Consider the following 12025-nt stretch of genomic DNA (forward strand, 5'->3'; position numbering starts at 1 on the left):
CCCGGCGTGCCTCCTTGGGAAGACCCACCACACTCCCTAGCGTCCTTCTCACCCGAGCGGGCAGGACGGCTGACCGCAACCGGAACCGACCGGATCGGGCACGAGGTGGAGGCAACAAGACCCATGGCGACCCGAGCGGACGCGGCCTCTGCCGTCGCGCGCCCGCACGACACCGATCCCGAGATGGGGGCCGCGGCCTCGCGGCTGGACCCGGCGAAGGCCCGGCAGCGTCCGCTGCCCGACCCGAAGCCGCTGACCCAGCACGGGCCGGCCCAGATCATCGCGATGTGCAACCAGAAGGGCGGCGTCGGCAAGACGACGTCGACGATCAACCTGGGTGCCGCGCTGGTGGAGTTCGGCCGCAAGGTGCTCCTGATCGACCTCGACCCCCAGGGGGCGCTGTCGGTCGGGCTCGGCGTGCCGGCCCAGAACATGGACCGCACCATCTACAACGCCCTCATGGAGCGGAAGACCACCCTGCGCGACGTGCGGGTGCCGACCGACATCCCGGGCCTGGACCTGGTGCCGAGCAACATCGACCTGTCGGCCGCCGAGGTGCAGCTGGTCAGCGAGGTGGCCCGCGAGCAGACGCTGCTGCGGGTGCTGGCCGACGTGCGCGACGAGTACGACTTCATCCTGATCGACTGCCAGCCCTCGCTGGGCCTGCTGACGGTCAACGCCCTCACCGCGGCGCAGGGCGTGATCATCCCGCTGGAGTGCGAGTTCTTCTCGCTGCGCGGGGTGGCGCTGCTCGTCGACACGATCGACAAGGTCAAGGAGCGGCTGAACCCGTCGCTGGAGATCTCCGGCATCCTCGCGACCATGTACGACTCGCGGACGGTGCACTGCCGCGAGGTGTTCAGCCGCGTGGTCGAGGCCTTCGACGACACCGTGTTCCAGACCGTCATCACGCGCACCGTCCGGTTCCCGGAGACCACGGTCGCCGGTCAGCCCATCACGACGTGGGCCCCCACCTCCTCGGGCGCCTCGGCGTACCGGGACCTCGCCAAGGAGGTGCTGGCGCTGTGACGAGGAGGCCGGTCCTGCCGGGTGCATCGGAGCTGTTCCGCCGCACCGACACCAAGCCCGACGAGGCCGAGGTGACCGAGCTGCCGAGCGTCACCGCGACGGCGAGCTCGCCGGCGCTGCGCGGCGGGATCGCGCGGCGGGACGAGCCCGCCGAGGGCGCCTCGCCGCTCACCCTCGTCCCCGGCGGTGCCGCGGCCGGTGACGACCTCGCGTCGTTCCGGGCCCCGGCGCCCGCGCCCACCCTGCAGCCGCACACCCCGACCCGCGGGCGGCCGGCGCGCAACCGCGAGCGCACCAAGCACGACGAGAAGATCACCGTCTACATCTCCCAGGACGAGCTCCTCGCCTTGGAGACGGCGCGGCTCACGCTGCGCGGCAAGCACGGCGTGGCCGCCGACCGCGGTCGGATCGTCCGCGAGGCCATCGCCGTCCTGCTCGCCGACCTCGACGAGCGCGGGGACGACGCCGTGCTCGTGCGCCGGCTCCGCGGGCAGTGACTCTGTCGTCCTCCGGACGACACCGCGACCAGGTGCCGTCCCGGCGACCCTGAGCCGCTGCTCCTGTCCCGGTCGGGAAGCCTCCGGCCCCCGCGACCGGGACAGGACTGTCTCTAGGCTGCTGTTGTGACCGAGACGCAGACTGATACGCGTTTCACGGTCAAGCTCACCAACTTCGAGGGTCCGTTCGACCTGCTGCTGCAGCTGATCGGCAAGCACAAGCTCGACGTCACCGAGATCGCGCTGTCGAAGGTCACCGACGAGTTCATCGCGCACCTGCGGGCTCTCGGCAGCGAACTCGACCTCGACCAGGCCAGCGAGTTCCTGGTCGTGGCCTCCACCCTGCTCGACCTCAAGGCCGCGCGGCTGCTGCCCGCCGCCGAGGTCGACGACGAGGAGGACCTCGAACTGCTCGAGGCGCGCGACCTGCTCTTCGCCCGGCTGCTGCAGTACAAGGCCTACAAGCAGGCGGCGGCCTTCCTGCGCGAACGGGAGGCCGACGCCGCCCGGCGCTTCCCCCGCGACGCCGCGCTCGAGCCGCGGTTCGCCGAGCTCATGCCGGAGGTCACCCTCGACCTCACCCCGCAGCAGTTCGCCGTCCTGGCCGCCCGTGCCCTCGCGCCGAAGGCGCCCGAGGTGGTCAGCGTCTCCCACCTGCACGCGCCGACGGTGAGCGTCTCCGAGCAGCTGCTGCTGGTGCGCAACCACATGGTCCGCGCCGGCACCGCGACGTTCCGCGCGTTGACCGCCGACTGCGGACACACCAACGAGGTGGTGGCCCGCTTCCTGGCGCTGCTGGAGCTCTACCGCCAGCAGCGGGTGGTCTTCGAGCAGCTCACGCCGCTGGGGGAGCTGCACGTGCGGTGGACCGGTGGCACGGTGCTGCCGGTCGACGACGCCGAGGACACGGACACCGTGGACGACTACGACGCCCCGGACGAGGAGCCCACATGAGCGACGAACAGCGGGCCGAGCCGGCGCCCATCTCCTGGGACGCGCTGGCGGCCGAGCTGGCCGCCACCCGTGAGGACGCCGAACGCCGGGGCGACGCCGATCCCGAGACCTGGGACGCCGTCGCCCAGGAGCTGGCCGCCCGGGTCGCCGAGCAGCCGGTCGAGGAGGGCGCCGTCCCAGCGGTCCCTGCGGAGGACGAGCCCGACGTCGAACCGCCCCAGGACCCGACACCGCCGGACGTGCCGGTGGGGGAGCCCGTTCCCGACGCGGCTCCGGAACCCGAGCAGCTGCTCGACCCGGCCGAGGTTCGCGGCGGCCTCGAGGCGCTGCTGTTCGTCATGGACAACCCGGTCGACGAGGAGACGCTCGCCGCCGCGCTGCGCTGCCCGGACGAGCAGGTGCGCCAGGGGCTGACCGAGCTCGCCGACGAGTACCGCGCCCGGCACGCCGGCATCACGCTGCGCCGGGTGGGGGAGGGGTGGCGGCTCTATACCAGCGACGAGCACGCCGCCGTCGTCGAGCGGTTCCTCGTCGACGGGCAGCGCAGCCGGCTGACCCAGGCCGCGCTGGAGACCCTCGCCGTCATCGCCTACCGCCAGCCGGTCACGCGCGCCCGGGTGTCGGCGATCCGCGGCGTCGGGGTGGACGGCGTGATGCGGACGCTGATCGGCCGCGGCCTCGTGCACGAGGTGGGCACCGACCCCGACAGCGGCGGCGGGCTCTACGCGACCACGCCGCTGTTCCTCGAACGGCTCGGCCTGACCGGCCTCGACGAACTGCCCGAACTGGCGCCGCTGCTGCCCGAGACGTCGTCGATGCTGGACGAGCACCCCGACTCCTGAGCCCGCCGAGGCGCCGGACGTCGTCCCTGAGGCGGGCATTCCTGACCGTCGAATGGCCGCTCTGGGGACGACGTTCGCCCGGGCCTAGGTCGCGGCGACGACCAGCATGGCCACCCCTCCGACGCAGGTCAGCATCGCGGTGAAGCGGGCGAGGCCGACGTAGAGCCCGTGCAGGGCCCGCAGGAATCGCGGCGGCGGTCGGCGGCGCCAGATGCGGCGCGGCCACAGCATCTGGGCGCCGTCCCGAAGATCCCGGGCGATGTCGGGAGCCAGCCACCACAGGACGGGCGCGATCGCGATCAGCACGACACCCATGAGCCACGGGTTGGGGAGGAAGGCCTCGGCGTAGGGCATGCAGGGATCGTGGCCGTTCCACGGCCCGGCCGACCGGTTGTCCACAGGGCGGTCGAGCCGTCCCCGCCGCCGATCGAGGCATATCCCTGTCGAGATCGGCGATCTCGCTCACTTCGGGGCCGCAGAGTGCGCGAGATCGGCGATCTCGTCGAGTGTCCGTCCCGGACGATGGGACACTGGGCGGCGATGAGCACCGCGAGACCTGACGACGAGACCACCACGGCATCCGGCGACGGCTGGTCGGAGGACATGGAGCTCGCCCCCGTGCACCCCGGCGACCGCGAGCCCGAGGGCGCCGACGACGACCGGCAGGGGGAGCGGCTGCAGAAGGTGCTCGCCCGCGCCGGCGTCGGTTCCCGTCGCGTCTGCGAGGACATGATCGAGGCCGGGCGGATCAGCGTGAACGGCGCCGTCGTCCAGGTGCAGGGCATGCGGGTCGACCCCCGCGCCGACAAGATCGCCGTCGACGGCGTGCGCATCGAGCTGCGCGACGACCGCGTCACCTACGCCCTCAACAAGCCGCCGGGCGTCATCACCGCCATGAGCGACGACCGCAACCGGGCATGCGTCGGCGACATGGTCGGCGACCTGGCGCCAGGACTGGTGCACGTCGGCCGGCTCGACCAGGACACCGAGGGCCTGCTGCTGCTCACCAACGACGGCGAGCTGGCCCACCGGCTGGCCCATCCCTCCTACGAGGTGCGCAAGACCTACCTCGCTCAGGTGTCGGGCTCGGTGCCGCGCGACATGGCCAAGCGGCTGCGCTCGGGCATCCAGCTCGAGGACGGGCCGGTGAAGGTCGACTCGTTCCGGGTCGTCGACACCCACGCCGGGCAGTCGGTGGTCGAGGTCGTGCTGCACGAGGGCCGCAAGCACATCGTCCGGCGACTGCTGGCCGAGGTCGGGCTGCCGGTCTCGCGGCTGACCCGCACCGCGGTCGGTCCGATCGAGTTGCAGCGGATGCGTTCGGGTTCCATCCGCAAGCTGTCCCGGCAGGAGCTGGGGACACTGCAGGAGCTCGTCGGTCTCTGATCGGCGGCCCGCGCATGTCCGTCGTCCCCTGACCCGCAGCACACCCGCGACGGAAGGGCTGATCGATGCGGCTCCTGCGGATGGCGGCGGCGTACAGCAACGGACCCCGTGCGCTGGCGATCTCCGGCGGTTACGCCGTAGCCGTGCTCGGCGTCACCGTGGTCGTCGTCCTGGCCAGGGGCCTGTCCTCTGTCTGGCTGGTCGTGCTCACCCTGCCCAGTTCGGCGCTGGTGCAGCTCATCCCGGCGCAGGGCAACCTCTTCGTCCTCTGCCTCACGCTCGCTGGCCTGGTGCAGGCGTCGCTGCTGTGGCTCCTCCTGCGAGGCACGCGGCTGTCCGGCCTCCCCGCCGGGTAGCCACCCCTTCCGTGCTTCGGTTCGGGGCATGCGGCCCTCGATTCGGCGTGCGCGGGGGAGTGACCCGCGTCGCGACCTAGACTCGGCAGGGCTCCGGCGATCCGGGTGCCGAAGACGATCGAGGAGTAGTGCATGGCCGTCCGAGCCATCCGGGGCGCGACGCAGGTCGACGCCGACGACCGGGAGCAGGTGCTCGAGGCCACCCGTGAGCTGGTCAGCGCGGTGCTGGAGCGCAACGCGCTCGACCACGACGACGTGATCAGCATCCTGTTCACCGCCACCCCCGACCTGGTGTCGGAGTTCCCGGCGCTGGCCGCCCGCGAACTCGGGATGGGTGACGTGCCGCTGATGTGCGCCACCGAGATCGACGTCGCGCACGCACTGCCGCGGGTGCTCCGGCTCATGGCCCACGTGGAGACCGACCGCCCGCGCGGTGAGATCCAGCACGTGTACCTGCGCGGCGCCGTGGCCCTGCGACGGGACATCGCCCAGTGAGTGAGCATCGCAGCGAGCGCCAGCGAGCGAGGAGCGGAGCGAACGTGCTGCGGAGCAGCGAGATGACACAGTGAGCGCCGGCTTCCGGGGGCAGGTGACCCTCGACGGGCCCTCGGGCACCGGCAAGTCCAGCGTCGCGCGCGCGGTCGCCGCCCGGCTGGGCGCCGCCTACCTCGACACCGGCGCCATGTACCGCGCGGCCACCGTCGCCGTGCTCGACGGCGGGGTGGACCCCGACGACGCCGAGGCCGTGGCCCGCGTCGTCGCGGCTGCCCGCATCGAGGTCGGGACGACGGCCGGCGAAGAGGTGGTCCTGGTCGACGGCGTCGACGTCGCCGAGCGCATCCGCGGGGCCGAGGTGACCCGCGCGGTCTCCCCGGTGTCGGCGGTGCCCGCGGTCCGCCGCCAACTGGTCGACCAGCAGCGCGCGCTGGTCGAGGCGGCCGACGCGGTCGTCGTCGAGGGGCGGGACATCGGCACCGTCGTCCTGCCGGACGCGACCTGCAAGATCTACCTGACCGCCGCCCCGGAAGTCCGCGCCGAGCGGCGTGCCGGTCAGCTCGGCGTCACCGACCCGGCGGAGATCGCCGCGCTCGCCGAGGACCTCCGCCGCCGCGACGAGTACGACAGCTCGCGGGCCGACAGCCCGCTGCGCCCGGCCTCCGACGCCGTGATCGTCGACAGCACCGACCTCGACCGCGAGGCCGTCATCGACCGCGTGTGCGAGCTCGCGGGCCGCGCGGTGCGGGCGGGGGAGTGGGCATGACCGAGGCCACCGGCGGGCCCCTCCCGGTCGTCGCGATCGTCGGACGACCCAACGTAGGCAAGTCGACCCTGGTCAACCGCATCCTGGGCCGCCGGGCCGCGGTCGTGCAGGACATCCCCGGGGTCACGCGCGACCGCATCTCCTACGAGGCGCTGTGGAACGGCAAGCGCTTCACCATCGTCGACACCGGTGGCTGGGACCCGAAGGCCATCGGCCTGGGTGCGTCGATCAGCCGGCAGGCCGAGTACGCGATGCAGACCGCCGACGTCATCGTGTTCGTCGTCGACAGCCAGGTCGGGGCCACCGACACCGACCTGGCCGCCGCCCGCATCCTGCGGCGCAGCGACCGGCCGGTGATCCTCGTGGCCAACAAGGTCGACGACGAGCGCAGCGAGGCCAACGCCGCCGAGCTGTGGTCGCTGGGCGTCGGCGAGCCGCAGCCGGTGAGCGCGCTGCACGGGCGGTCCAGCGGTGACCTGCTCGACCTGATCCTCGACGCCCTGCCGACGGCGCCGCGCGAGCAGCTGGAGGAGGGCGGCCCGCGCCGTGTCGCTCTCGTGGGGCGGCCCAACGTCGGCAAGTCGAGCCTGCTCAACCGGCTGGCCAAGGACGAGCGGTCGGTCGTCGACTCGGTGGCCGGGACGACCGTGGACCCGGTCGACTCGATCGTGACCCTGGGCGGCGAGGACTGGCGGTTCGTCGACACCGCGGGGCTGCGGCGGAAGGTCAACACCGCCAGCGGCACCGAGTACTACGCGAGCCTGCGCACCGAGGCCGCGATCCAGGCCGCCGAGGTCGCCGTCGTGCTGCTCGCCGCCGACGAGGTGATCAGCGAGCAGGACCAGCGGGTGATCACCCAGGTGGTCGAGGCCGGCCGGGCGCTGGTCATCGCGATCAACAAGTGGGACACCCTCGACGAGGACCGCCACTACCAGCTGGAGAAGGAGATCGAGCGGGACCTGGCGCGGGTGCGCTGGGCCAGCCGGGTCAACATCTCCGCTTCGACCGGCCGGGGGGTCAGCAAGCTCGCCGACCACCTGCGCGCCGCGCTGGCGTCGTGGGAGTCGCGGGTGCCGACCTCCGAGCTGAACTCCTTCGTGCGGGCGCTGGTGCAGGAGACCCCGCCACCCGCCCGCGGCGGTCGCGCGCCGAAGATCAAGTACGTCACGCAGGCCGACGTCCGCCCGCCGCGGTTCGTCGTCTTCTCCACCGGCTTCCTGGAGGCCGGCTACCGCCGGTTCCTGGAGCGGAAGATCCGCGAACGGTGGGGTTTCGAGGGCACGCCGATCGAGGTCTCGGTCAAGGTCCGCGAGGGCCGGGGGAACGACCGGCCGAAGGGCTGATGCTCGGCTCGCTCCCCTCCTGCCGGGGAGCGGGCACCGGCACACTCTCGGCCCGGCCGGTCGGGGGCACCTCGGGTTCGTCGAGCCGGTGCGCCAGCCTGCTCGGCCACCACATCCACCGGCCGACGTCGAGGGTGAGCGCGGTGACGAGCACCGAGCGCACGACGATCGTGTCGAGCAGGACACCCAGCGCGACCGCGATGCCCAACTGCGTGGTGAAGGTCAGCGGCAGGGTGGCGAGCACCGCGAAGGTCGCCGCGAGCACCAGCCCCGCCGAGGTGATGACGCCGCCGGTGGCCGCCAGACCGACCAGGGCGGCGCGCCGGGTGCCGTGGTCGAACGACTCCTCCCGCACCCGGGTCATCAGGAAGATGTTGTAGTCGATGCCGAGCGCGACGAGGAACACGAACACGAACAGCGGGAAGGAACTGTCGGTCGACTCGACGCCCACCAGCCAGTCGAAGATGAGCGCGCTGAGGCCGAGCGCCGCCCCGTAGGACAGCACCACCGTCCCGATCAGCAGCAGCGGGGCGACGAGCGCCCGCAGCAGCACGGCGAGCACCGCCAGCACGACCAGCATGATCAGCGGGATGATCACCTGGTTGTCGCGCTGCGAGGCGGTCTGGACGTCGAGGTTCAGGGCGGTGTTGCCGCCGACCAGCGCCTCGCCGTCCCCGACGTCGTCGAGGGCAGAGCGCAACCGCTCGACGGTGGCGTAGGCCGCCTGGCTGTCGGGGGCGTCGGCGAGTTCCGCCTCGATCAGCGCGTCGCCGGCGATGACCTGCGGCTCCTCGACGGAGGCGATGCCGGCCGCAGTGGCCACGGCGGCGGCCACGTCGTCCGCCGTGGCCGCGCTGGTCAGCACGTGGACCGGATTGCCTGCGGCAGCGGGGAAGTGCTCCACGGCCACGGCGTCGCCGCGGATCGACTCGGGGGTACCCCGGAACGACTCGGCGGCCGTCAGGCCCTTGGCGTTCAGGCCGAACAGGCCGAACGAGGCCGCGAGCAGGAGCGCGCACGTCACCAGCCACACCGCCCGGGGACGTGGCTTGATCGCCGCACCGACGCGGGACCACAGCCCGGTCGCGCTGGGCTCGGCGCTGCCGAAGGTCGGACGGACCGGCCAGAACACCCACCGCCCGCAGATGATCAGCATCGCCGGCAGCAGGGTCAGCAGCACCAGGAGGGCCACCCCGACCCCGATGGCGGCCACCGGGCCGAGGCCGCGGGTCGAGTTCATGTCCGCTGCCAGCAGGCAGAGCATGCCGAGGATCACCGTGCCGCCGCTGGCGAGCACGGCCGGCCCGGCCCGGTGCACGGCTTCGGTCATGGCCTCGTGCCGGTCGGCGTGCAGCCGCAGTTCCTCGCGATAGCGGGCGACCAGCAGGAGCGCGTAGTCGGTGCCGGCACCGACGACCAGGACGGTGAGGATGCTGGCGCTCTGGGCGTTCACCGTGAGGTCGGCGTAGCGCGCGAGGAGATAGACGACGGCCTGCGCGCAGAACAGCGCGATCACCGCCGAGAAGATGGGCAGGATCCACAGCAGCGGGCTGCGGTAGGTGAGCAGCAGGATGAGGACGACGACGCCCAGCGCGGCCAGCAGCAGGGTGCTGTCGAGACCGGCGAAGGCCTCGGACGAGTCGGCCGCGTTCCCCGCCGGACCGGTCACGTAGGCCGCCAGCCCGTCGGGACCGTCGGCGGCCACGGCGCGCATGTCGTCGACGATCGGGGCGATGGCCTCCCACCCGCCCGAACCGGGGTTGATCGGGACGACCAGTTGCAGCGCCTGGCCGTCCTCGCTCGGGATCGGGCCGACGACGGTGCCGTCGAGCGCGTCGAGCCGCGCGAAGGCACGGGCGTCCTCCGCGACGGCCTCGGTGTCCGCCGCGGTGAGCCCGGCCTGCCGCTCGTAGACGAGCACGGCGGGGACGACGTCGGGGTCCGAGCCGAGCGCGATCTGGCGCTCCAGCGCGACGGTGGACTCCGCGTCGCCGGGTAGCCACGACGCGATGTCGTTGTCCTGCTGGTCGGTCAGGCCACCGGCCAGCGGAGCCGCGAGGGCCGCCAGCACGAGCCAGCACACGAGGATGACCCACTTGAGTCGCCGGGAGCTGACTTTGGACGCGAATGTCCTGCTCATGACAGAGCCCCTGGTCGACGACGGCGACACCCCGTGGGCCGCGACGCTAGCGACGGGCGGCCCCCGGTGTCACGGCCTTTGGGCCTCGTCGGGCGGCGACCCGGTGGGGCGCGGGGCGCTCCTCGCCGTGCGGTAATCTTCTCCGGCGGCCGTCGCACGGCCCGGGGTTCCGGGCAGCGCACGGCATGCGGGCTGTAGCGCAGCTTGGTAGCGCACCTGACTGGGGGTCAGGGGGTCGCAGGTTCAAATCCTGTCAGCCCGACAGTGCGATGCCCTGAGGGCATTGGCATGGCCCGGACCGACATTCTGTTGGTCCGGGCGCTGCGGAGCGCGGCCGGACTGTCCGGATTGGGCTGGCAGTCGGATCTGGGCTCGGGGATCAACCCTCTGACGGTCTCGCCGGTGGCGGCGTGGAGACCGGGACGTGGTTGTCGTGGACGAGCGCAGGAGATGGGTGCTGGCGGCCGACGCCGATCTGGTCAGGCAGCCGACCCCGCGCAGGGTTACGCAGCCGGCCCTCGGCAATGTTGTCGTGGTGGAGTCGGTCCTGGGTGGCCGGTGTGAGGCGGATCTGGGAGCCGGCTCTTCGCACGGGTGGGGTCGACGGTCGCCGGCGTGGCGCGGTGTAGTGGAGAGCGGCGTCGGAGGTGCTGGGCGTGTGCGGCGGTGAAACGCTCGAACAATGCCTCTAGCCGGGGAGGGGGCGGTCTGGAGGCTCGGGCAGGCAGCCACTTCTTCATCGTCCAGATAGTCCGCTCGAATTGGGCGGTACGGAATCGTGTGTGCCCTCGACATGGACGAGGAGCTCGCGGCACGGGTTGAGCAGCGTGTCGACTGTCAGTGGTCTGTCATATGGTTCGAAGGTGACGTGGAAGAGAACGTATTCTGACACGCAACTTGTCCACGCAATCTCGACGTCGAGTTCGTGGCGCGGAGTGCTGCGTGAATTGGGCTTGGTTGCGACGTCTGCGGGAGCGATGCGCTCCGTGCGCTCGCACGCCGATCGTCTCGGCGCGGATTACAGCCACTTCAAGGGACAGCGTCGCTGGACTGAGGACGGTCTTTGCTCGGCTATCGCCGCGGCCAATACATGGTCAGAGGCGGCTGGAATCTTGGGGATCCACGATGCATCCGCCGTCTCCGCGTTGAAGGGTCACGCGGCTCGACTCGGCCTTGACTCCAGGCATCTGGCAGTGAGACCGACCGCCGCGGGGAATCGTGAAATGAGGCCGGACATCGCCCATCTCGATCGTGCCGGCTCGCTTCTTGCCGCTTCCTGGTTCACATTGTGCGGTCACACTGTCTCCTGGCCGCTCGAACCCACCCGCTATGACCTGCTTGTCTGCACCAACGAGTCGACTCGTCGTATTCAGGTGAAAACGACGACGACCCGCGCAGGAGACACGTGGAAGGTCTATCTCTCAACCTCTCGTCGTGGACGAAGAACGTACGACCCCGATGAGGTCGACGAATTCTTCATCATCGACGGCGAGCTCCTCTGCTACCTGATTCCAGTCTCCGCGGTCGGTGGTTTGCACGCGATCCACCTACGCGGCTATGCGCAGTATCAACTGGCGCAGATGAATTCTGGTCTCCTTGCAGATCGCGCGGGCCCGCCGTAGGCGCCCCTTGACTTGAAGTAGCAACATAACTCGGAGAGCCCTGGCGGTACCTCGTCGTCCTTCGTCCGCTTTCCTCCTGGCGTCCTCCCTATAGGTATGGGTGTAGGCCTGGGGGCGTCGGTCCAAGGGCGCGCAGCGGCGGAGCGGACCGTTGACCGGCGGGAGGGCGGGCCAGAGACTGCGCCGCCAGGGTGGGCGTTCCTCGCCACGGTGCCGTGATCGCCGTCCGGGGTTCGACTATGTGTCGGTTGGCCCGACAGAGTCCGTGGCGCGAGACCGGCTCTTTGGTTTACCACCGCGCCAGGGACACAGACACGAGCGGATTGCTACCCCGCCGGGCTAAGGATGCCGCCCGGATCGCTGAGGCCGTGCCGGTACATGAGACGACGGAGCAAGCCGTTTTGGGCCGGGGAGGTCCCCAGGGGCGGCAGGTGGCTAGGCCCCTCGTTTCGTTGCGTGGCTCTAGCTGAACCCGTAACGGTCGCGCGCGGGGCTGACATTCCTGTCGGCTCGTCTCCGGGATCGTCTCGTGTCTGTTCGTGTTCCTCCCGTGCCGCCGCGCTCCGCATGGCAGTTGCCGGTCTATCCCACGGCG

Annotated in this window: 12 protein-coding genes and 1 tRNA gene; 11 read left to right on the forward strand and 2 right to left on the reverse strand. The window is 71.5% G+C overall.

Going from position 1 to position 12025, the window contains the following annotated elements; genetic code table 11:
* Window positions 1-123 precede the first annotated feature (123 nt).
* The 4 genes from ABD644_RS09685 (at window position 124) to scpB (ending at window position 3322) form a co-directional block, all read left to right on the forward strand.
* Window positions 124-1029 carry a ParA family protein gene (locus tag ABD644_RS09685; RefSeq protein WP_425547420.1) on the forward strand — a complete coding sequence of 302 codons (906 nt, stop codon included), beginning with the start codon at window positions 124-126 and terminating at the stop codon, window positions 1027-1029.
* Window positions 1026-1526 (forward strand): hypothetical protein, encoded by a 501-nt coding sequence (locus ABD644_RS09690; protein WP_344688641.1) that lies wholly within the window; start codon window positions 1026-1028, stop codon window positions 1524-1526. Before ABD644_RS09685 ends, ABD644_RS09690 begins: the two co-directional genes overlap by 4 nt.
* Window positions 1527-1652: 126 nt before the next feature.
* The gene (locus ABD644_RS09695; RefSeq protein WP_344688642.1) at window positions 1653-2480 is read left to right on the forward strand and encodes a segregation and condensation protein A; all 828 of its coding nucleotides are present in this window, start codon (window positions 1653-1655) and stop codon (window positions 2478-2480) included.
* Window positions 2477-3322, forward strand: coding sequence for an SMC-Scp complex subunit ScpB (scpB, locus tag ABD644_RS09700; protein ID WP_344688643.1), 846 nt, complete (start codon window positions 2477-2479; stop codon window positions 3320-3322). Before ABD644_RS09695 ends, scpB begins: the two co-directional genes overlap by 4 nt.
* 84 nt (window positions 3323-3406) lie before the next feature.
* On the opposite strand, the gene ABD644_RS09705 is transcribed toward scpB, so the two are convergent.
* Entirely contained in the window at window positions 3407-3676 is a 270-nt protein-coding gene (locus ABD644_RS09705; protein WP_344688644.1) for a hypothetical protein, read from the reverse strand.
* A 186-nt stretch (window positions 3677-3862) separates the two neighbouring features.
* Here ABD644_RS09705 and ABD644_RS09710 point away from each other — a divergent pair, with 186 nt between their 5' ends.
* The 5 genes from ABD644_RS09710 (at window position 3863) to der (ending at window position 7668) form a co-directional block, all read left to right on the forward strand.
* A complete protein-coding gene (locus ABD644_RS09710; RefSeq protein ID WP_344688645.1) occupies window positions 3863-4708 on the forward strand; it encodes a pseudouridine synthase in 846 nt (281 codons plus the stop codon).
* Between the two features lie 65 nt (window positions 4709-4773).
* Window positions 4774-5064 carry an SCO4225 family membrane protein gene (locus ABD644_RS09715; protein WP_344688646.1) on the forward strand — a complete coding sequence of 97 codons (291 nt, stop codon included), beginning with the start codon at window positions 4774-4776 and terminating at the stop codon, window positions 5062-5064.
* Window positions 5065-5196: 132 nt separating this feature from the next.
* On the forward strand, window positions 5197-5559 hold the full coding sequence (gene aroH / locus ABD644_RS09720) for a chorismate mutase (protein ID WP_344688647.1): 363 nt from the start codon (window positions 5197-5199) through the stop codon (window positions 5557-5559).
* Window positions 5560-5629: 70 nt separating this feature from the next.
* Window positions 5630-6325 carry a (d)CMP kinase gene (cmk, locus tag ABD644_RS09725; protein WP_344688648.1) on the forward strand — a complete coding sequence of 232 codons (696 nt, stop codon included), beginning with the start codon at window positions 5630-5632 and terminating at the stop codon, window positions 6323-6325.
* Window positions 6322-7668: a ribosome biogenesis GTPase Der gene (der, locus tag ABD644_RS09730; protein ID WP_344688649.1), complete on the forward strand. Its 1347-nt coding sequence runs from the start codon at window positions 6322-6324 to the stop codon at window positions 7666-7668. Before cmk ends, der begins: the two co-directional genes overlap by 4 nt.
* On the opposite strand, the gene ABD644_RS09735 is transcribed toward der, so the two are convergent.
* Window positions 7625-9808, reverse strand: coding sequence for an MMPL family transporter (locus ABD644_RS09735; RefSeq protein WP_344688650.1), 2184 nt, complete (start codon window positions 9806-9808; stop codon window positions 7625-7627). The genes der and ABD644_RS09735 overlap by 44 nt on opposite strands.
* Before the next feature lie 188 nt (window positions 9809-9996).
* On the opposite strand from ABD644_RS09735, the gene ABD644_RS09740 reads away from it, so the two are divergent.
* Together ABD644_RS09740 and ABD644_RS09745 are read left to right on the forward strand one after the other, a co-directional pair.
* Window positions 9997-10070, forward strand: a tRNA-Pro gene (locus ABD644_RS09740).
* A 724-nt stretch (window positions 10071-10794) separates the two neighbouring features.
* Window positions 10795-11430: a group I intron-associated PD-(D/E)XK endonuclease gene (locus tag ABD644_RS09745; RefSeq protein WP_344688651.1), complete on the forward strand. Its 636-nt coding sequence runs from the start codon at window positions 10795-10797 to the stop codon at window positions 11428-11430.
* Window positions 11431-12025: the final 595 nt, after the last annotated feature.

This window comes from Blastococcus jejuensis (assembly GCF_039534705.1).
Lineage (GTDB): Bacteria > Actinomycetota > Actinomycetes > Mycobacteriales > Geodermatophilaceae > Blastococcus_B > Blastococcus_B jejuensis.

What these genes read in the sequence shown, in the direction of transcription:
- ABD644_RS09685 (WP_425547420.1), top strand. Translation starts at nt 124, where the DNA reads ATGGCGACCCGAGCGGACGCGGCCTCTGCCGTCGCGCGCCCGCACGAC.
- scpB (WP_344688643.1), top strand. Translation starts at nt 2,477, where the DNA reads ATGAGCGACGAACAGCGGGCCGAGCCGGCGCCCATCTCCTGGGACGCG.
- ABD644_RS09705 (WP_344688644.1), bottom strand. Translation starts at nt 3,676, where the DNA reads ATGCCCTACGCCGAGGCCTTCCTCCCCAACCCGTGGCTCATGGGTGTC.
- ABD644_RS09710 (WP_344688645.1), top strand. Translation starts at nt 3,863, where the DNA reads ATGAGCACCGCGAGACCTGACGACGAGACCACCACGGCATCCGGCGAC.
- ABD644_RS09715 (WP_344688646.1), top strand. Translation starts at nt 4,774, where the DNA reads ATGCGGCTCCTGCGGATGGCGGCGGCGTACAGCAACGGACCCCGTGCG.
- aroH (WP_344688647.1), top strand. Translation starts at nt 5,197, where the DNA reads ATGGCCGTCCGAGCCATCCGGGGCGCGACGCAGGTCGACGCCGACGAC.
- der (WP_344688649.1), top strand. Translation starts at nt 6,322, where the DNA reads ATGACCGAGGCCACCGGCGGGCCCCTCCCGGTCGTCGCGATCGTCGGA.
- ABD644_RS09735 (WP_344688650.1), bottom strand. Translation starts at nt 9,808, where the DNA reads ATGAGCAGGACATTCGCGTCCAAAGTCAGCTCCCGGCGACTCAAGTGG.